This window comes from Iodidimonas sp. SYSU 1G8 (genome assembly GCF_039655775.1).
Lineage (GTDB): Bacteria > Pseudomonadota > Alphaproteobacteria > SMXS01 > SMXS01 > RI-34.
On sequence record NZ_JBBYXJ010000002.1, the window covers coordinates 149082 to 168681 of the forward strand.

Genomic DNA, 19600 nt, shown 5'->3' on the forward strand with positions numbered 1-19600 from the left:
GCTCAGACTTTCTCGATCTCGGGACGGCCCAGCAGACCTGTCGGGCGGAAGATCAGCACCAGCACGAGCAGGCCGAACACCGCCACGTCGCGGTATTCGAGATCGAAGAACACCGGCCAGAACGCTTCGATCATGCCGATCACCAGCCCGCCCAGCATGGCGCCCGGCAGCGAGCCGATGCCGCCCAGAACGGCCGCCGTGAAGGCTTTGATGCCCGCGATGAAGCCGATGTAGAAGTCGATCACGCCGTAATAGAGCGTCGCCATCATGCCGGCGACGGCGGCCAGCGAGGCGCCGATCACGAAGGTGATGGAAATGGTCCGGTTGACGTTGACGCCGAGCAGGCCGGCCATGGTCATGTCCTGCTCGGTGGCGCGCTGGGCGCGGCCCAGCGGCGTGCGGCGGATCATGAAGGTGAACCCGGCCATCAGCGTCACGGTCAGGGCGATGATCACCACCTGCAGCAGGCTCACCGTCACATGGGCGCCGTCCGCCAGGTTGAGGGTGTAGGTGCCCTCGACCATGGGCTGGAGCGGTTTGACCCGCGCGCCTTGCACGATTTGAACATAATTCTGCAACAGGATGGACATGCCGATCGCCGAAATCAGCGGCGCAAGCCGCGGCGAACCGCGCAAGGGCCTGTACGCGATCCGCTCGACCGCCCAGCCATAGACGGCGGTAAAGAACATGGCCAGCGCGAGCACCATCAGGATCGCCAGCGGCACCGACGCGACGCCCAGGGTGCTGAACAGCAGGAAGCCGATCAGCGAGACGAAGGCCCCGATCATGTAGATGTCGCCATGGGCGAAATTGATCATGCCGATGATGCCGTACACCATGGTGTAGCCCAGCGCGATCAGGCCGTAGAAAGCCCCGAGCGTGAGGCCGTTGACCAATTGTTGGAGAAAGGTGTCGAGTTCCATCGGCGCTGGTGCGTTCCCCCTCGAAATGTCCAGCTGGTTTACGGCAAAGTGCCATTCGCGGCGGTGCGTGACAAGCACCGCTGCATGCCACGGCAAAAAAGGCCCGCCATGACCGCTCGCGACCCCGACCTCGCCGCCCTGATCGACCGCCAGCAGCTGCAGGACACGGTGCTCAAATTCGCCACCGCCGTCGACACGCTGGACATGGCGCTCTACCGCTCGATCTTCGCCGAGGAAGCCGAGTTCGATTTCTCGTCCTTCAGCGGCCTGCCCGCCAGCATCGTGGCCATCGACGACTGGATCGCGGGCATCGACGGCTTTCTGCGCGGCTTCGACGCGACCCAGCACCTGATGAGCAACTTCGTCATCGAGGTGGCGGGCGACGCGGCGATCGTGACGGTGCAGGCCCAGGCCGAGCACGCCCTGGCCAATAGCGGCGGCGACGGCACCGTCAGCCTGGGCGGGCACTACATCTTCCGCCTGGCGCGGCGCCCCGAGGGCTGGAAGATCACCGCGTGCCGGCTGACCGTGGGCTGGCACCGGGGTAACCGCGAGCTTTACGCCCTGGCCGGCGCCGGACCGCCCCGGCGCTGACGCCGTGACGGTTTGACATCGGGCGGCGGCAGTGTAATCCGTTTCCTGCCCTTCAATCGCCAGCGAGTGCCGCCATGCCTTTCCCATCGTCCGATCCCCGTCCGCTTGCCGGCATCCGCGTGCTCGATCTGGCGACCTTCATCGCCGCGCCCTATTGCGCCACGCTGATGGCGGAGTTCGGCGCCGAGGTCATCAAGGTCGAGCTGCCGAAAATCGGCGACCCGCTGCGCCGCTTCGGCACGCCGACCGAGTGCGGCGATTCCCTTGTGTGGCTGAGCGAGTCCCGCAACAAGAAGCCGGTGACGCTCGACCTGCGCACGCCCGAGGGCGCCGGCCTGCTCAAGCGCCTGGTCCGGGAGGCCGACGTGGTGTGCGAGAACTTCCAGCCCGGCACGCTGGAAGGCTGGGGCCTGGGCTGGGAGACCCTGTCGGCCGAGAACCCGGCGCTGGTGATGCTGCGCGTCTCGGCCTATGGCCAGACCGGCCCCATGCGCGCCCTGCCCGGCTTCGGCCGCATCGCCAACGCGTTTGGCGGCATCTCGTTTCTGGCCGGCGATCCGGACCGGGGACCGGTGACGCCCGGCTCGGCGACGCTGGCCGACTACATGTCGGGCATGTACGGCGTGATCGGCGTGCTGCTGGCGCTGCGCAGCCGCGACCGGACCGGCGCCGGACAAATGGTCGATATCGGCCTCTATGAAAGCATCTTCCGCATCCTGGACGAGCTGGCCCCGGCCTATCAGCAGGGCGGCTTCGTGCGCCAGCGCATGGGCGCGGGCACGGTGAACGCCGTGCCGCACAGCCATTATCCCACCAGCGACGGCCGCTGGCTGGCCATCGCCTGCACCAACGACAAGATCTTCGAGCGGCTGGCGCGGCTGATGGGCCGGCCCGAGCTGGCCGGCGACGGCGTCTATGGCACCATCGCCCGGCGCGAGGCGGCCCGCGCCGAGATCGACGCCATGGTCGGCGCCTGGACCGGCGGCATGACCCGGGCGCAGGTGCTGGAGCACTGCGCCGAAGCCCAGGTGCCGTGCGGCCCGGTCTATTCGGTGGACGAGATCTTCGACGACCCGCAATACGCCGCGCGCGGCAATATCGCCACCGTGCCGACCCGGGTAGGCGACGTGGCCATGGCCAATGTCATGCCCCGACTGACCGGCACGCCCGGCGCCATCGACTGGGCCGGCAAACCGCTGGGGGCGGACAATGACGCCGTGTTCCGCGACCTGCTGGGGCTGAGCGAGGCCGAGATGACGGCCCTGCGCGACAAGGGCGTGATCTAGCCAACCCGTTTCACCGCCTTGCTTATCCGGATCCGCCGCGCTTGCCCCAAAGCCGGCGGCGAGCGCCTCCGCGCGCCCGCTTTTCCGATCATCTTCGGCACCGCCGCTGAAAAAAACATTGACCCGGCACCCGGAATCCTAAGATTATGCACCACCGCTGAAATTCACCGCGCCCCCTCATCGACACGGGAACCCGTCACGCCATGAAGCACCTCGAAGGATCTGTCGCCATCGTCACCGGCGCCGGCCGCGGCATAGGCAAGGCCATCGCCATCGCCTATGCGCGCGAAGGCGCCAAGGTGGCGGTCGCCTCGCGCACCAAGTCGACGGTGGACGGCGTGGTCGAGCAGATCCGGGCCGAGGGCGGCGAGGCGCTCCCCGTGGTGGTCGACGTGTCCGAACGCGCCCAGGTGTTCCGCATGGTCGAGGAGACCGTGAAGGCCTATGGCACCGTCGACATCCTGGTGAACAACGCCCAGGGCTTCGGCACCAAGGAAAAGCCGCAGGGATCGACCGTGTTCGTCGGCGTCGAGGATTCCACGGACGAGGAAGTCCGCTACACCTTCGACAGCGGCGCCATGGCGACGCTGTGGGGCATGCAGGCCGTGTTCCCGATCATGAAGGACAAGAAGTGGGGCAAGATCATCAACTTCTCGTCCACCTCGGGCATTCTCGGCACCACCGGCAACACCGCCTACAACATGGCCAAGGAGGCAATCCGCGCCGTGTCGCGCACCGCCGCCAATGAATGGGGCCAGTTCGGCATCAACGTGAACATCATCAGCCCGACGCTGGCCTCGGACGCCTTCGAGAACTGGCGCGCGGCCCGCCCCGAGTTCGTCACCGCCCTCGAGCAGGCGCTGCCCATGCGCTATCTGGGCGACCCGCTGGTGCATGGCGCGCCGCTGTGCGTGTTCCTCGCCGGCCATGGCTCCGACTACATCACCGGCCAGACCTTCATGCTCAATGGCGGCAAATTGATGCCGTGACGCCCACAAGTTTCCTGGGGAGAGATGGCGGGGCGTCCTTCGGGGCGCCCTTAGCTTTTATGCCCCTCTCTCCCCTGCTTCTCAGGGCTCATGAACGCGCGAAGGCAACGAGGGCGGTGAAATCGTGATTATCGGCCGCACGCAGAGCGACCACGTAAGCCTTACGGGTTTCATTCGGATCAATGAGATTGGCGCTTCCCCAAGAAAAACGCGGACGACCAAGCTGCTGGGCCAACAAGTCCCCCACCAGGCGAGAGAACCGCCCGTTGCCATTCGGAAATGGGTGAATGGCGACCAGCAGATGTGAAAAGCGGATTGCGATTTCGTCGGGCGGGAAGGTTGCGTGTTCAACCCAATAACGCGCATCGTCGATGGCTTGTGCGATATCCGTGCCGATACGGTACGCCTCGACACCGATATTGCGCGCCGTCTTACGATAGCCACCCGCCCAGCGCCAGACGTCGCCGAACATCCTCTTGTGCAATTGCCTCAGGAATTTCTCGTCCAGTACGTTGCGTCTGCGCGATGACAGCCATTTTACCGCGCCGGCGATGTTCACCTGCTCGGCTTCGTTCAACTCGCGGCGCAGCGTGATGTAGGCAGGAATAAGCCCTTCACGCTCATCAGGTTCGAGCGGTGTATTGGCCTCGTCATCTTCATCGAATAGGGGATCGCTCATGCATCGTCCCACAGCCGCCGAGGTGGTCCATCGAGAATTTCGCGCATAAGCCGAGCCCGCTCATCGGCCAAGTCGCGCGAGGTCAGTTCCTGATTTTCAAGGCTCATGGTGTGGTGCAAGCGCGCCAGTTCGCTAAGGGCTTTCTTCTCCGCCTGATCGAGCACCGTCTGATCAAGCGAGGCGCGCGGGACAATCGCATAGACCAGCACGCAATCCATTGCCTCGGCGGCTTCTCGCAGGGTCTTGATCGTGGTTGATCCGGTGATCTCGGCTTTTTCGAGGGCGTTGATGCGCGGGCGCGTGACGCCAATGCGTTTGCCTAGCGTGGCAGGGGACATGCCCAAGGCCTCGCGAATGGCGCGCACCCACCCGAACGGAGGCATCCGAAGCGCTTCGCGATCAACCGCGTTCAAGCGACGGTCCAGATTCTTGCGGGCTAGTCGTGCCTGGTCAGACTTCATGTCCTCATCCCACCAACGATCTGTCACAGATAGATTTCTTATCGTGGACAATAAAGTAATATATATGTGCCTTATATTTCAATAATTAGATATATATATGTGCCGATTCTCATGATCGATATCTGGCCAATACGTCGCCCCGACCCTGGCCTCGGACGCCTACGAGAACTGGCGCGCGGCCCGTCCCGAATTCGTCACCGCCCTCGGGCAGGCGCTGCCCATGCGCTATCTGGGCGACCCGCTGGTGCATGGCGCGCCGCTGTGCGTGTTCCTCGCCGGCCACGGCTCCGACTACATCACCGGCCAGACCTTCATGCTCAATGGCGGCAAGCTGATGCCGTAACGGCCAAGAATTTCCTGGGGAGAGATGGCGGGGCGTCCTTCGGGGCGCCCTTAGCTTTTGGCGGGGACAGGATAGGCAGCCAGTTGCCGATCAACTACTCAGCCGCTCTGTCGCGCCTGATCAAAAGATCATCGGCATAGGGTCAATTTAGTAGGGTATCACTGGAATCGTGATTCGGCGAACTGCATAATTCAGTTAAAATATCACCAGCATCCAAATCGACTTCAACGTCAGAATGTTCTCGGCATCGTATGCTTTGCGTACAGCCATCTGCGACATGTATTTTGGCCATCACTCCACCAGAAATTACTATATTCACTGGCATTGGAGGACAGTGATCGACACTTTGCGACGAACCAGAAGTCACACGTACCCCAGTTCCTTTTTTTAGGGAGATATACAAATTGTCGACATTCTTATCGCTACAACTATAGGTCTGTGTATCAATCTTTGCACATTCCACAATATCAATGTCATTTATTCCCGGTGAGTTTTGCATTTTGAAGTTGAGACAGCCAGCGCCACCATAGGACGATGAGCAACCCTCGGTCTGATACCAATACGTTAAATCAACATCTCCGTTCAGGATTACCTGAATGTATTCTGAATTTACATGATTACGCGGAATCTTTCCAATGAATAAACTTTCTCCGGCCATAAGTTCCGCCTGAAATAGGAAATTTAGCCCCACCACAAAAACAATAAATAATTTTGAACCGATACTTCTAGTCATTGTCTATGCATCCTACGTCATAACCATAAAAACCGATACGGCGATGCTTCCCTCATCTTCCTCCACCGCCGCACCGTGAAGCGCCGATACAACAGCGCCTTGGCGATCTGAATGACCCACGGCTTCCATACCGGCGATCTCAACGCCCTCCCGCCAAAGGGGGGGGGGAACGTGTAAACCGCCCAGATGCCCCGAAGCATCCCTTCAGCGTGCCCGCCACCTGACGTAGTCGAACTCGACGGCGCGGGCCGCCGCGCGGGAGGCGGTTTGCAGCCAGTCGGGGGCGCGGGCGGTGAGGCCGGGGAGGATGGCGGCGGCGGCGCCGTCGGTAGCGGCGTGGATCGAGCCGAGGTCGAACGCCATGGCGCGCAGCAGGTCGGCGGTCAGCACCGGGCTCGTCAGGTTGCTCAGTTCCACCTTCCGGGAGTCGGCGGCGATGCGGCGGAAGATGTAGCCATCCTGCACGGTGAGGAACGGATCGGGCGAGCGGAAGCGGCCGGTGGCGGCGTCGAGGAAGTGGTTTTCGGGCGTGGCGCCGTGCAGCCATTCCCATGAAGACGGGACGATGGTCTTGGCCTCGCGCACCACATGGCCGCCGCGCCACAGCGCCACCGCCACATAGCGGGGACGGCCGAGGCCGCCCGCGCCCTTGGTGCGGCGGGCGAAGCGTTCGATGACCGCGCCCGCCGGCACGCTGCGGCGCAGGCCGGCCAGCGCGAGCGGCGGCGGCGACGCGTCCGGCAGGGCGGCGATCTCGTCCCAGAACTTGCGCCGGTCCGTGTCGGAACAGGCGACGAAACGGCGCATCCAGGTTTCCTGTTCGTCCAGCAAGGTGGGGCGCGGATCGGTCAGGCCGCGCCGGTAGCCGTCGATGATCACGGACGCCGCTTCCTTGCCGCCGAGGGTTCGGCCGGGCATGAGGCGAGCGCTGGCGGCCAGCCGCACGAGATCATAGGGCCAGGGAATCACCGCCGCTTCGTCGAAATCGTTGAAGCCCCAGACCCAGCGGCCTTCAGCGTCGCGCCAGGTGCCGAAATTCTCCAGATGGGTGTCGCCCACGGACAGCACGCGCGGCGCGTCCTTCAGGTCGGGGCAGACGGTTTCGATACGGCGGGCCCAGCGGAAGAAGGTGGCGCGCAGGAACGGGAACGGATGGCTGTCCATCTTCTCGTGCTTTCGGACGAGACCGGCTTCGTCCACCGCGCACTGGGTGCGAAGCCACGCTTCGTACGCCTCGTTGTCCGACAGGAATGACATGCTCCCACTCTAACCGGTGATCCGGTGCGGATTTCCAGCAAAATCGCCGGGACGGTTCAGCGCAGGAACCGCTCGACAACGGTGGAGCCCATGTTGGTGCAGTCGAAGGCATGCAGGCCCAGTTCGTCCGAGAGGGTGGCGAAAGCCGCGACACCCCTGACCGAATTGCCCTTGGCATCGAGGCGCGGCGAATAGGAACCGAGGCCGAGCTGGCGATTGACCACGCCGACGAGGCCGCCACCGACGCCGCTCTTGGCCGGGATGCCCACATGATAGGCCCAGTTGCCGGAATAGTCGTACATGCCGCACGAGAACATCACCGACTGGGTATCGCGCACGGCCTTGAGATCGAAGACCGGTGTGTCGGTGACCGGATTTTCGCCCATGTTGGCCAGGGTGGCGCCGATCCAGGCCAGATCGACGGCGGTGACCCGGATCGCGCATTGCCGGAAATACAGATCGACGATGGGCTCGACCGGCGCGGACAGGACGCCCGCGCCCAGCAGCAGGTGGGAAATGGCCCTGTTGCGATGGCCCGTATGGGATTCGGAGCGATAGACGGCCTCGTCCATGTCCAGCGGCCGCCCCGCCGCGCGCGACAGGCGATCGAGAATGAAATCGAACGCGCCGGCGCCGAGCTGGTCATGGAGAATGCCCGCCACCGTGATGGCGCCGGCATTGACCATGGGGTTGAAGGGGCGGCGGGTGTGCGGGTCGAACTCGATGGCGTTGAAGGCATCGCCGCTGGGTTCCACGCCGACCTTGCGCATCACCGCCTCGCGGCCGATCAGTTCGGTGGCAAGGCAATAGGCGAGTGCCTTGGACACGGACTGCATGGTGAACTTCACGTCCGCGTCGCCGACGGTATAGAGGTCTCCGCCCGCCGTGGCGATGGCGAGCCCGAATCCTTCCGGATCGGCGGTGGCCAGTTCGGGAATATAATCGGCGACGGCGCCGCCCCGATCCTCCCGCGCCTGATGGTAGGCGGAGTCGAGGATTTCCTGAAGCTCGGCATGGGTGCCCTGGGGATCGAGATCGTTGGCCATGGGTGTCTCACAAGGGAAAGGGAGCGGCTGTTCGCCGTGAGGCTATCACGGGGCCATCCCGGGCGCCGCCCGGATACAAAGCGGATCAGGCGTGCTTTAGGGGCTGGAGGCGCCGGCGTACGCGCCAGCACCGGCCGGGCTCAACGCTGCACCGTGAAGCGGCGGTACGACAGCGCTTCGGCGATCTGCGGGCGGCCGACGGTGTCGATCCCCGCCAGATCCGCGAGGGTGCGGGCGACGCGCAGCACCCGATGATAGCCGCGCGCGGACAGGCGCAGCTTTTCCGCCGCCTGGGTCAGCAGGTCGCGGCCTGCCCGGTCGGGCGCGGCGACCGCCTCGAGCACCTCGCCATCGGCCTCGGCGTTGGTGCGCACCGGCGCGCCGAGCGCCGCGTAGCGGCGGGTCTGGACCGCGCGGGCGGCGGCGACGCGGGCGGCGACCTGGGCGGTGCCTTCGGCGGCGGGCGGCAGGCTGAGGTCGGCGGCGCTGACGGCGGGCACGTCGATCTGCAAATCGATGCGGTCATAGAGCGGGCCGGAAATCTTGCCCTGATAGTCGATGGCGCAGCGCGGCGCCCGGTTGCAGGCCAGCTGCGCATCGCCCAGATAGCCGCACTTGCACGGGTTCATGGCGGCGACCAACTGGACCCGGGCCGGATACTCCACATGGGCGTTGGCGCGCGCGACCATGATCCGGCCGGTTTCCAGCGGCTGGCGCAGGGAATCCAGCACCTGGCGGGGGAATTCGGGCAACTCGTCGAGGAAGAGCACGCCATTGTGGGCCAGCGAAATCTCGCCCGGCCGGGCGCGGATGCCGCCGCCGACCAGCGCCGGCATGGAGGCCGAATGGTGCGGCGCGCGGAACGGCCGGATGCGCGAGATGCGGCCACCATCGAGCTGGCCGGCGATGGAGGCGATCATGCTGACCTCCAGCGCCTCGGCCGGCGACAGGGGCGGCAACAGGCCCGGCAGGCGCGCGGCCAGCATGCTCTTGCCCGAGCCTGGCGGACCGCTCATCAGCAGATTGTGACCGCCGGCGGCCGCCACTTCGAGGGTGCGCTTGGCCGCCTCCTGCCCCTTGATGTCGCGCAGATCCGGCGCGTTGGCCGGCGCCTCGGCCATGCGCGGCTCGGGCGGGGCGAGCACCTGCACGCCCTTGAGGTGGTTGACCAGGGAAATCAGGTTGGGCGCGGCGATGACGTCGACGCTCGCGGCCCAGGCGGCTTCGGGGCCGCAGGCCGCCGGGCAGATCAGCCCGAGCCCTTCCTCGCCCGCCTTCAGCGCCGCGAGCAGCACGCCCGACACGGAGGCGATGGAGCCGTCGAGGCCCAGTTCGCCGATGACGCAGAACCGGTCGGCCACGTCGGCGGGCAGCACGCCCATGGCGACCATCATGCCCAGCGCGATGGGCAGGTCGAAATGGCTACCTTCCTTGGGCACGTCGGCGGGCGCCAGATTGACGGTGATATGCTTGGGCGGCAAAGCCAGGCCGATGGCCGACAGCGCGCCGCGCACCCGTTCGCGGGATTCGGCCACCATCTTGTCGGGCAGGCCGACGACGGCGAACGCCACCGCACCGCCCATCATCCGCACCTGCACGTCGACCAGTTTCGCCTCGATGCCGATGAATGCGACCGTGCTGATATGTCCGTTCATGCGCCCCCGCGCGCCCTTGATATGCCGTCATCTTAAGGGGGCAAACGGGGAACGCAACGGGATTAGACGGCGCGCGGCCCGGCTACAGGGGCTGGCCGAGCCATTGCGCCACGGCGCGCAGGGCCTGCGGATTGCGGCAGATGGTCGCATGGCCGCCCTCGACCTCGACCTCGTGGCATTCGCCCTCGGCGCCCTGGCAGGTTTCCCACGCGATCAGTCCGTCGCCCCGGGTGTAGAGCGCCATGGTGGGCACCGGCGGCGCGCCGCCATAGCGTTCGGTGCTGACCCCGTCGCTGTAGAAGGGCGACAGCAGGCGGACCAGCGGCTCGAGCGAGGAGGCGGTGGGAAAGCGCACCGGGCTGACCATGGTGGCCAGCTTGCGGATGCGGCCGGGATGATCGTGCGCGAGGTTGCGGGCGAGAATGCCGCCCATGCTGACACCGACGACGCTGACCGGCCCGCCTTCGCGGTCGTTCAGCCGGCGCAGCCGCTCCTCGAGACCCGCGAGCAGGCGCGGCGTCGGTCCCCAGTTGGTGCCGAGTTCCCAGCCTTCGGCGCGGTAGCCGCAGGCGCCGAGAAACCGGCGCAATCGCAGGGTGAACGCGTCGGTGGTGAGCAATCCGGGCAGGACCAGGACCGTATGTCCGGCGCCATGGGGAATGCCGGCCATGTCGGCGGCGCCGGGTCGATAGGTGAGGAACGCGGTGAATTCGCGCGGCAAGGCGCCGAAGGCGGGGCGCCGCACCGTGCCAGATGTGTCGAAAACGCCGTCGAGCGACTTCACCGATCTCTCTCCTCGCTGGTCCTGCTCATATGGGAGCGGCGTGTCCGGCGCGCAACCGGTCAGCTGGCGGGCCGCGGCGCCAGCCTGATCCACGTGACCCTGCCCGGCTGGAACATGGTGCGCAGGTCGCGGTCGAGCAGTGGCGGCGCGTGATCGCCGACCACCAGGATTTCCATGGGCGGCAGCGACGGATCGGCGGCAAGGCCGGCGATCTTCTCGAACAGGTCGTGCCACATGCCGGCCATGTCGCACACCTCGCTGTCGCCGAACGGCCCGTCGGCGCGGCAGGGGATCGCGCCCGAGTGCTCGCCGTCCTCCACCGGGACATGGGTGTTGAGGGTGAGCCAGTAGACGAGGAGCGGCCCGGGCGCCGCGCGCAGCAGATCGGCGACCGTGGCGGCCATCGCCGGATCGCAGGCGCCGTGGAAGACGCCGCCGCACTGGGGCAGCTCCGTCATGGCGTCGCCGAACAGCGCGCGCCGCAGGCCCATGTGCGGCCACCACCGCGTCCGCTCGAACATGTCGCCGCTGAAGCCGTGCAGGCCGATGCTGTCCATGCCGCGCGCGGCGAGGCGGTGCGGCAGGCAATCGGGCGCCGGCTTGTCGAGAAAGTGGGTGTAGGAGGCACGGGTGGCGCACATCTCGCGCAGCTCGGCCGCGGTGGTCGAGCCGAAATAGGTCGTCGTGCCCATGGTCACGGCGTAACGGCCGGTATCGCCGACCCGCGCCAGCGGCGCGGTGACCAGTCGCTGCTGTCCGGGATCCTGGAACACGCCCAGACCTTCGACGATGACCAGCAGGACGTTGCGCGGCGGGCCGGACAGCGCCGCCGCCTCGAACCCGGACTCGCGCGCGGCGGATTCGAACGGATGGCCCTGGGCGACGGCCGAGCCGAAATTGTAGTGCGGCAGGCGGTTGAGCCACAGGTCGCCGCCGCTCAGGCACAGGGCCATGGCGAGCGGCACCGCCAGCGGCGCGCGGCGCAGGGCATCCCGCTCGCGGGTCAGCAGCCAGAGCGCGCCGATGGTGGCGGAGAGGAAAACCGCCGCCAGCGCCACATAAAGGGAGGATTCGAGCGGGTTGAGCTGGGACGAGAAGCGGACCGAGCCCAGCAGTTCGGTCGCCACGAAGTTGAACATCAGGCCGACGGTCGTGAACAGATCATAGATGGCGAGCGTCAGATAGGCCGCGACTGTCGCCACGCGGGGAATCCTCGGCGCGAACAGCGCGATCACCGGGTAGAGCAGAATGGCAATGGGACGAGGCGGTGTGCCGATACCGATGGCCATGGCGCCCAGATAGAGCAGGTTCGGCAGCAGGATCGCCGCAGCCAGGAACACCAGGACCGGCCGCGCCCGCAGAAAGGACAGCAGTGACGTCATCGTCCGCTCACGGCGTCGGCGGCGCTGGGGGTGGACATGACGGCATCGGCGGGTTCCTGGCGGGAGGCCGACGTTTCATGACGGCTTTGTTACAGCCGCATCTTAGGCAAGCGCGATGGGAAGGCAATCGGGTTACGCGGATGGTAGCTGGGTAATAGCGGCGTGGGTCTTCCTAAGGCCGCGATTTCGAGATGCAGGGGATATTGTATTGCGGTCCGCAGAACTCGGCGCCGGGGGCGAAATCGGGGACGCCGTCCTTGGCCAGGATGCCAGTGGCCAGCAGATGGGCGAAGATGGGGCCATCCTTGCGCATGGTCACCCAGGTGACATGGTCCATCTCGCCCGGGCCGCCGGCGGGCGACCAGCCGCCGCCCGAGGTGCCGAGGCCCACATAGTCGCGGCCATTGCGCTGTTCCCAGGAATGGCTGTGGATGTGGCCGGCGAACATGGTGTAGCCGCGTCCGGCAAGGGCGGCCTCGATGCGCTCGAAATTGGCGATGCCCTGCTGCCAGACCGGCCGATGCATGAAGAAGAACGTCCAGCGCACGTCCTTGTGGCGCGCGAGCAGGTCGAGCACCCATTGGGTCTGGGCGTCGCCGATCCGCTGCGCGTCGGTCTCGGCGACGTAGGTCCGGATGAGAGCATTGCCCTTCATGAACTCGGCCGCCGCCGCCGGGCTCTGGGCATAGAGCGCCAGCGCCTTGTCCAGCTCCACGATCTCCTCGGGGGTCGGATGGCGGCTGTCTTCGGTGTTCAGGGCGATGAACAGGGTGTCGCGGTAGAGGAAGTGGTACCAGGTGACGCCGCCGGTCCGCTCGCGCCAGACCGCCTCGCTGTCCGCGTCGAAAATCTCGTGATTGCCGACGACGAAGAACAGCGGCGGCTCGAGCGCCTTCACCATGCCGTCGATCTCGGCCCATTCGGCGCGGACCTTGCCCGCGTCGCGCACATAGCCTTCGATGTAGTCGCCCACGCTCATGACGAATTCGGGCTGCAGCAGATTGACCTTGCCCAGAATCCCCTCGAACACGCCGGGACGCGCGCCGCCCGTGCGGTCGGTGATGATGGCGAACTGGAAGTCGTCGGGATCGTCGAGGAAATTCAGATGGGTCCAGGGCCGCGCCGTGGATCCTTCGGGATAGACGTCGGAGGTCTGGAACACGGGCGGCGCGGCGGCGCCAGACTCGCCCACGTCAGGCGCGGCGGGCCGATCGCACGATGCGATCGCGAGGGCCGCGCCGAGCAGCGCGAAAACACACCATCTCGAAAGACTTCCCAAATGGGCCACGGCTGCCTCCCCGGATCGACCGCGCGACTATGAAACGCAGTCTGACGCAATCCGGCAGGCAGGTACAGCCTACATGCGCACGCGGCGGGCCTCGATGGCGTCCCAGACCAGCCCGGCGATGTTGCTGCCGTCGAAGCGGTCGATTTCCTGGATGCCGGTCGGCGAGGTGACGTTGATCTCGGTCAGGTAGTCGCCGATCACGTCGATGCCGACGAAGATCAGGCCGCGCTCGGCCAGCGCCGGGCCGATGGCCTCGCAGATTTCCTTCTCGCGCCGGGTCAGCGCCGATTTCTCGGGCCGGCCGCCCACATGCATGTTGGAGCGGGATTCGCCCTGCGCGGGCACGCGGTTGATGGCGCCCACGGCGCGGCCGTCGACGATGATGATCCGCTTGTCGCCCTTGCGCACCTCGGGCACGTAGCGCTGGACCACGATGGGCTCGCGGTAGAACTGGGTGAACATCTCGAACAGGGCGTTGAAGTTCTCGTCGTCCGGCTTCACCCGGAACACGCCCGCGCCGCCATTGCCGAACAGCGGCTTCATGATGATGTCCTGGTGCTCCTTGCGGAACTCGGCGATGTCGCGCTGGCTGGCGCTGATCAGGGTCGGCGGCATCAGGTCGGGAAAGCGGGTGACGAACAGCTTCTCCGGCGCGTTGCGCACATGATGCGGATCGTTGACCACCAGCGTCTTGGGGTGGACGTGCTCCAGCAGATGGGTGGTGGTGATGTAGCCCATGTCGAAGGGCGGGTCCTGGCGCAGCAGCACCACGTCGAAGGTGGCGAGGTCGATGGTCTCGCCCGCGCCCAGGGTGAAATGATTGCCCGGCTCGCGCCGCACCTGCAGCGGATGGGCGTAGGCGACGACCCGGCCATGCACGAAGCTGAGGTCCTTGGGCAGGTAGTAATACAGCCCGTGGCCGCGCCGCTGCGCCTCCAGCGCCAGCGCGAACGTGCTGTCGCCGTTGATGTTGATGCCGGCGATCGGATCCATCTGGATGGCAACGGCCAGGGTCATGCCTGTCTCCTCGGTCTTCTATTCATATCCCCACGCGCCGGGACTATGGGTCGGCCAACTGCCGGGCGCAATCGTCATGATGTCGAAGCGCATGTCCAGGCTCGCGAGCGACGGATGCGCGGCCATGAAAATCTCGGCCGCCCGGCGCACGCGGCGCTGCTGGCGCACGGAAACCGCCTCGATACCCGCCGCGTGGCTCGCGCGCGCCTTGACCTCGACGAAGGCGATCAGCCCGCCGCGCCGGGCGACGATGTCGGCCTCGCCCGCCGCCGTTTTCCAGTTGCGCGCCAGGATGCGGTAGCCCTTCAGGCGCAGGGCCCAGACGCACAGGGTCTCGGCCATCCGTCCGGCGCGGAAGGCGCGCTGGCGCTGGGCCGTCGTGCGTCTCATGGCTCGTCCCCGACCTCGTCCTTGGCCTTCGACAGGGTGACGGCCCGGGCATAGACCTCGCGGCGCGGCAGGCCGGTCATGAAAGCCACGGCGCTGGCCGCTTCCTTGACGCTGAGGTCGCGCAGCGCCGTGCGCAGCGCCGCGTCGAGGTCGGCGGCCTCGGCGTCGGCCTCGTCGGGCGGGCCGATCACCAGCACGACCTCGCCGCGCGGCGGCCCCTCTTTCTGGTAGCGCGCGGCCAGCTCGGCGGCGGTGCCGCGCACGCCTTCCTCGAAATGTTTGGTCAGCTCGCGCGCCACGACCACGGGCCGGTCCGGCGCCAGCGCCGCCAGATCGGCCAGCGAGGCGGGCAGCCGGCGCGCCGATTCGAACACCACATGAGTTCCGGGCTGGCGCAGCAGCTCGTTCAGCGCGTTCTGGCGCGCCACCCTCTTTTCGGGCAGGAAGCCGCCGAAACTGAAGCGGTCGGTCGGCAGGCCGGCAAGGCACAGCGCCGCCAGCACCGAGGACGGGCCGGGAATCGGCACCACCGTGACGCCGGCCGCGATGGCGGCGCGCACCAGCTTGAATCCCGGATCGGACACGAGCGGCGTGCCCGCGTCGCTGGCCAGCGCGATCGCCTCGCCCGCCAGCATGCGGTCGATCAGGCGCTGGCGATCGGCTTCGCTGCTGTGGTCGTCATAGCGGCTGAGTGGGGTTGTGATGTCGTAACGATCCAGCAACCGCCGGGTCACACGCGTATCCTCGCAGGCCACGGTGCTGGCCGCGCCCAGCACATCGAGGGCCCGCAAGGTGACATCACGCAGATTGCCGATGGGTGTCGCGACGAGGTAAAGCCCCGGCGTCAATTTGACTTGGCCGTCCAAGGCTTTCATAGTCATCCCGCTCCTGTTCACCCCCGACCAGGCGCCATCGACACGAGCCGACTTGCATGACCGTTTCGCGCCTTATCCGTACCCATCTTTGCCCGCTTTTCCTGGCCGCTTCAATGATGCCGTTGAGCGCGTGCGGCGCCGATCTGCGCGAGGAGGTGATCATCGACACGCCGCCGCCGCCCACGATCGCGGCCATCGCGCCGGAGCCGCAGGAGGAAATTCCGACCGCGCCGGTCAAGCAGGACAAATATTACGAACAGGGCGTGGTGAAGGTGGGCATCCTGCTGCCCCTGTCCGGCCGCAACGCGGCGCTGGGCCAGTCCATGCTTGATGCCGCGCAGCTGGCGCTGTTCGACGTGGGCGACGAAAAGATCGTGCTGCTGCCGCGTGACACGGAAGGTCCGCAAGGCGCCGCCGGCGCGGCTCAGGACGCCATCGACGACGGCGCGCAGATCCTGCTCGGCCCCATCTTCGCCGACGCCATTCGCACGGCGGGACCGGTGGCGCGCCACTACCGCGTGCCGCTGGTCGGTTTCTCGACCGACCACACCGTCGCCGGCAACGGCGTCTACATCATGGGCTTCACGCCGCAGCAGCAGGTCGAGCGGATCGTCAAATACTCCATCGACCAGGGCCGCAAGCGAATCGCCGCGCTGGTGCCGCAATCGGCCTATGGCACCATGGTGACCGAAGCGTTGCGCAATGCGGTGAGCCGTCACGGCGGCACGCTGGTCGCCGTCGAAACCTTCCAGGAAACAGAGGAAGCGCTGTCCGATCCGGTTCGGCGCCTCGCCGACCGCAAGGTCGCGGCGCCCGCCCCGACGCCCGATCCCATGGCGGGTCCGGGCGCGCCCGCGGTGATGGTGCAGGAGAGCTACGACTACCCCTATGACGCCGTGCTGATCGCGGCGGGCGGCGGGCTGCTGCGCACACTGGCGCCCATGCTGACCTATTACGACATCGATCCGGACAAGGTGAAGTTCCTGGGCACCGGCCTGTGGGACGATGCCGGGCTGCGCGCCGAGCCGGCGCTGGCGGGCGCCTGGTATGCCGGGCCGACGCCCGAATCCGGCGTGTCGTTCGCCCAGCATTTCACCAAGACCTACAGCGGCACCGCGCCGCGCGTCTCCAGCATCGCCTATGACGCCGTCGCCCTGGTCGCCGCGCTGAAGAAGAGCCGGCCCGAGCGCCCGTTCGCGCCGGAGGCCCTGACCGATCCCAAGGGTTTCGCCGGCGTCGACGGCGTATTCCGCTTCGGTCCGGACGGCATCGCCGAACGCGGTCTCGCGGTGGTGCAGATCACACCGGCGGGGTCGCAGGCGGTGGACCTGGCGCCGCGTGAATTCGGCACCAGCTATGCCGGGCCCCGCAACTAGCCCAACAGCCGCCGGATCACTTCGTTGAGGACCGGCCACGCCCGAGGCGTGGCGGTCAGCGCCTGCGCCGAGCGGACCAGCAAGCCTTGGCCGAGCATCATGGCGAGGGCGTCCCTGTCCACCGCGTCGTCGAGCGGCGCGCCGGTCAGCGCTTCCAGCCGGAGCAGATCGACGCCGCTGGTGGTGCGCAGGCCCATCATGATCATCTCCTCGCCGCTTTCGACGGGCGCCACCGGGTTCATCACTTCGGTGCCGTGACCCCTGCCCTCGACCAGATCGAGCCATGTTTCGGGCTTGCGGCGCTGGGCGGTGGCGACGACCGCGCCATCGAGATGCAGACGGCCATGGGCGCCGGGGCCGATGCCGGCATATTCGCCATAGCGCCAGTAGGTCATGTTGTGGCGGCTGTGCCCGCCCGGCGCGGCGTGATTGGAAATTTCGTAGGCCGGCATGCCCGCCGCCGCCATCATTGCCTGGGTCGTCTCGTAGAGTTCGGCGGCGGTATCCTCGTCGGGCAGCACCAGCCGGCCCTCGCGCCAGGCGGCGTGGAAGGCGGTGCCTTCCTCGATGGTGAGCTGGTAGAGCGACAGATGATCGCCGGCCAGCGCCAGTCCCTGCGCCAGTTCCGCCTGCCAGACCGGCACGGTCTGGCCTGGCCGCGCATAGATCAGGTCGAAGCTGTAGCGCGGGAAGATGTCGCGGGCGAGCGCGATAGCGGCCAGCGCCTGCGCGCTGCTGTGGCCGCGCCCCAGCGCCTTGAGATCCACATCGTTCAGCGCCTGCACGCCAAGGGACACCCGGTTGACGCCGCCCGCCGCATAGGCGGCAAAGCGCGCCGCCTCGACGCTGGTCGGGTTGGCCTCTAGGGTAATTTCCGGATCGGGCGCGTAGCCCCAGCGCGCGCCGATGCGCTCGATGGCGGCGGCGACCGTTTCCGGGTCCATCAGCGAGGGCGTGCCGCCGCCGAAGAAGACGCTGGTCACCACGCGGCCCGGCGTCAGCGCAGCGGTGTGGTCGATCTCGGTCAGCAGCGCCGCGCGCCAGCGGGCCTGGTCGACCGTCTCGCGCACATGGCTGTTGAAGTCGCAATAGGGGCACTTGGCGAGGCAGAACGGCCAGTGCAGGTAAACACCGAACCCCGGATTCCCTGACGGATCAGAAACAGGCATCGATCAGCTGCCGGAACGCCACGGCGCGGTGGCTGATGGCATGCTTGGCGTCCGGGTCCATCTCGCCGAAGGTGATGCTGTCGCCATCGGCCACGAAGATGGGGTCGTAGCCGAAGCCCCGCGTACCGCGCGGCGGCCAGACCAGCGCGCCGTGGATATGGCCTTCGAAGGTGTCCACATGACCATCGGGCCAAGCGAGCGACAGGGCGCAGGTGAAATGGGCGCTCCGGTCAGGGGAGCCGCTGGCGGCCAGCAACTCCTCGATCTTTTCCATCGCGACGCGGAAATCCTTGCCGGGGCCGGCCCAGCGCGCCGAGTAGATGCCCGGCTCGCCGCCCAGCGCGGCGACGGACAGGCCGGAATCATCGGCCAGCGCCGGCAGCCCCGACGCCGTCGCCGCCGCCAGCGCCTTCAGTTCGGCGTTGGCGCGGAAGGTCGTGCCGGTTTCCTCCGGCTCGGGCAGGCCCAGTTCGCCAGCCGAGACAGGTTCCACGTGAAACGGGCGCAACAGGTCGCCGATCTCGCGGACCTTGCCCGGATTGTGGGTGGCGACCACCAGCCGGCCGCCGGTGACGCGCCGCGCGCTCATTCCAGGCCGAGCGCCTGGCGCTGATGCCGGGCCAGATCGGCGATGCCGCTCTTGGCCAGCGACAAGAGCGTGAGGAAGGCGTCTTCCGAGAACGGCTCGTCCTCGGCGGTGCCCTGGATCTCGACGATGCCGCCGGTGCCGGTCAGCACGAAATTGGCGTCGGCCTGGGCCTTGGAATCCTCGGGATAGTCCAGATCGAGCACGGGCACGCCGTTGAAGATGCCGCAGGACACGGCCGCGACCTGATCGGTCAGCGGAATGCCGTCGATCATGCCCTGGGCCGCCATTTTCTGCAGGCACAGGTAAAGCGCCACATAACCGCCGGTGATCGAGGCGGTGCGCGTGCCGCCATCGGCCTGCAGCACGTCGCAGTCGATGACGATCTGGCGCTCGCCGAGCAGCTTCAGCTTGGTGACGGCGCGCAACGAGCGGCCGATCAGCCGCTGGATTTCCTGGGTGCGGCCGGTCTGCTTGCCGCGGGCCGCCTCGCGCGAGGACCGGGAATGGGTCGAGCGCGGCAGCATGCCGTATTCGGCCGTCACCCACCCGCTGCCCTTGCCGCGCAGGAAGCCGGGCACGCCCTCGTCCAGCGAGGCCGTGCACAGCACATGGGTGCCGCCAAATTTGGCGAGGCACGATCCCTCGGCATAGGGCGAAAAGCCGGTTTCGAGGGAGATGGGACGTAACTGGTCGGCGGCACGGCCGGATGGGCGCATGATGAGATATTCCCGTGGCGGATGGTGGGTGCGTTCTAGACCTTGGGT

21 protein-coding genes are annotated in these 19600 nt (G+C 67.0%); 5 read left to right on the top strand and 16 right to left on the bottom strand.

All coding sequences use genetic code 11. The features are described from left to right. Positions 1-2: 2 nt before the first annotated feature. The gene (locus tag WJU17_RS11675; protein WP_346327575.1) at positions 3-923 is read right to left on the bottom strand and encodes a branched-chain amino acid ABC transporter permease LivH; all 921 of its coding nucleotides are present in this window, start codon (positions 921-923) and stop codon (positions 3-5) included. A 108-nt stretch (positions 924-1031) separates the two neighbouring features. On the opposite strand from WJU17_RS11675, the gene WJU17_RS11680 reads away from it, so the two are divergent. The 3 genes from WJU17_RS11680 to WJU17_RS11690 all read left to right on the top strand — a co-directional run bounded on the left by WJU17_RS11680 (position 1032) and on the right by WJU17_RS11690 (position 3792). After that, positions 1032-1517, top strand: a complete 486-nt coding sequence (locus WJU17_RS11680; RefSeq protein WP_346327576.1) for a nuclear transport factor 2 family protein — start codon at positions 1032-1034, stop codon at positions 1515-1517. A 74-nt stretch (positions 1518-1591) separates the two neighbouring features. Continuing rightward, positions 1592-2803 (top strand): CoA transferase, encoded by a 1212-nt coding sequence (locus tag WJU17_RS11685; protein WP_346327577.1) that lies wholly within the window; start codon positions 1592-1594, stop codon positions 2801-2803. A 203-nt stretch (positions 2804-3006) separates the two neighbouring features. Beyond that, positions 3007-3792: an SDR family oxidoreductase gene (locus WJU17_RS11690; protein WP_346327578.1), complete on the top strand. Its 786-nt coding sequence runs from the start codon at positions 3007-3009 to the stop codon at positions 3790-3792. Between the two features lie 88 nt (positions 3793-3880). On the opposite strand, the gene WJU17_RS11695 is transcribed toward WJU17_RS11690, so the two are convergent. Further along, positions 3881-4471 carry a mobile mystery protein B gene (locus WJU17_RS11695; protein WP_346327579.1) on the bottom strand — a complete coding sequence of 197 codons (591 nt, stop codon included), beginning with the start codon at positions 4469-4471 and terminating at the stop codon, positions 3881-3883. Then, positions 4468-4932: a mobile mystery protein A gene (locus WJU17_RS11700; RefSeq protein ID WP_346327580.1), complete on the bottom strand. Its 465-nt coding sequence runs from the start codon at positions 4930-4932 to the stop codon at positions 4468-4470. Before WJU17_RS11700 ends, WJU17_RS11695 begins: the two co-directional genes overlap by 4 nt. 220 nt (positions 4933-5152) lie before the next feature. Between WJU17_RS11700 and WJU17_RS11705 the strand changes: the two genes are divergently transcribed. Further along, on the top strand, positions 5153-5275 hold the full coding sequence (locus WJU17_RS11705) for a hypothetical protein (RefSeq protein WP_346327581.1): 123 nt from the start codon (positions 5153-5155) through the stop codon (positions 5273-5275). Positions 5276-5417: 142 nt separating this feature from the next. Here the strand turns inward: WJU17_RS11705 and WJU17_RS11710 are convergent, their stop codons facing one another. The 10 genes from WJU17_RS11710 to rsmI form a co-directional block, all read right to left on the bottom strand. Further along, complete coding sequence (locus WJU17_RS11710) at positions 5418-6008, bottom strand: hypothetical protein (protein ID WP_346327582.1); 591 nt, start codon at positions 6006-6008, stop codon at positions 5418-5420. 204 nt (positions 6009-6212) lie between these two features. Then, positions 6213-7265 carry a DUF2252 family protein gene (locus tag WJU17_RS11715; protein WP_346327583.1) on the bottom strand — a complete coding sequence of 351 codons (1053 nt, stop codon included), beginning with the start codon at positions 7263-7265 and terminating at the stop codon, positions 6213-6215. Between the two features lie 56 nt (positions 7266-7321). Beyond that, entirely contained in the window at positions 7322-8311 is a 990-nt protein-coding gene (gene glsA / locus WJU17_RS11720) for a glutaminase A (protein WP_346327584.1), read from the bottom strand. A 140-nt stretch (positions 8312-8451) separates the two neighbouring features. Further along, positions 8452-9966, bottom strand: a complete 1515-nt coding sequence (locus WJU17_RS11725) for a YifB family Mg chelatase-like AAA ATPase (protein ID WP_346327585.1) — start codon at positions 9964-9966, stop codon at positions 8452-8454. Positions 9967-10048: 82 nt separating this feature from the next. After that, positions 10049-10750 carry an alpha/beta hydrolase gene (locus WJU17_RS11730; protein WP_346327586.1) on the bottom strand — a complete coding sequence of 234 codons (702 nt, stop codon included), beginning with the start codon at positions 10748-10750 and terminating at the stop codon, positions 10049-10051. 59 nt (positions 10751-10809) lie between these two features. Further along, positions 10810-12132 carry a hypothetical protein gene (locus WJU17_RS11735; protein WP_346327587.1) on the bottom strand — a complete coding sequence of 441 codons (1323 nt, stop codon included), beginning with the start codon at positions 12130-12132 and terminating at the stop codon, positions 10810-10812. A 172-nt stretch (positions 12133-12304) separates the two neighbouring features. After that, positions 12305-13420 (bottom strand): metallophosphoesterase, encoded by a 1116-nt coding sequence (locus tag WJU17_RS11740; protein WP_346327588.1) that lies wholly within the window; start codon positions 13418-13420, stop codon positions 12305-12307. 69 nt (positions 13421-13489) lie between these two features. Then, on the bottom strand, positions 13490-14437 hold the full coding sequence (gshB, locus tag WJU17_RS11745; protein ID WP_346327589.1) for a glutathione synthase: 948 nt from the start codon (positions 14435-14437) through the stop codon (positions 13490-13492). Positions 14438-14455: 18 nt separating this feature from the next. Then, positions 14456-14827: a YraN family protein gene (locus tag WJU17_RS11750; protein WP_346327590.1), complete on the bottom strand. Its 372-nt coding sequence runs from the start codon at positions 14825-14827 to the stop codon at positions 14456-14458. Continuing rightward, positions 14824-15702: a 16S rRNA (cytidine(1402)-2'-O)-methyltransferase gene (gene rsmI / locus WJU17_RS11755; protein ID WP_346327591.1), complete on the bottom strand. Its 879-nt coding sequence runs from the start codon at positions 15700-15702 to the stop codon at positions 14824-14826. Before rsmI ends, WJU17_RS11750 begins: the two co-directional genes overlap by 4 nt. A gap of 56 nt (positions 15703-15758) precedes the next feature. Between rsmI and WJU17_RS11760 the strand changes: the two genes are divergently transcribed. After that, positions 15759-17078, top strand: a complete 1320-nt coding sequence (locus WJU17_RS11760; RefSeq protein ID WP_346327592.1) for a penicillin-binding protein activator — start codon at positions 15759-15761, stop codon at positions 17076-17078. Here WJU17_RS11760 and hemW read toward each other — a convergent pair. Genes hemW through rph form a run of 3 tightly spaced genes read right to left on the bottom strand, consistent with a single transcriptional unit; the run spans position 17075 to position 19552 of the window. Continuing rightward, positions 17075-18247, bottom strand: a complete 1173-nt coding sequence (hemW, locus tag WJU17_RS11765; RefSeq protein WP_346327593.1) for a radical SAM family heme chaperone HemW — start codon at positions 18245-18247, stop codon at positions 17075-17077. The two genes, WJU17_RS11760 and hemW, sit on opposite strands and share 4 nt — an antisense overlap. Next, positions 18234-18836, bottom strand: a complete 603-nt coding sequence (rdgB, locus tag WJU17_RS11770) for an RdgB/HAM1 family non-canonical purine NTP pyrophosphatase (protein ID WP_346327594.1) — start codon at positions 18834-18836, stop codon at positions 18234-18236. Before rdgB ends, hemW begins: the two co-directional genes overlap by 14 nt. Further along, positions 18833-19552 (bottom strand): ribonuclease PH, encoded by a 720-nt coding sequence (gene rph / locus WJU17_RS11775; protein WP_346327595.1) that lies wholly within the window; start codon positions 19550-19552, stop codon positions 18833-18835. Before rph ends, rdgB begins: the two co-directional genes overlap by 4 nt. Positions 19553-19600 lie beyond the last annotated feature (48 nt).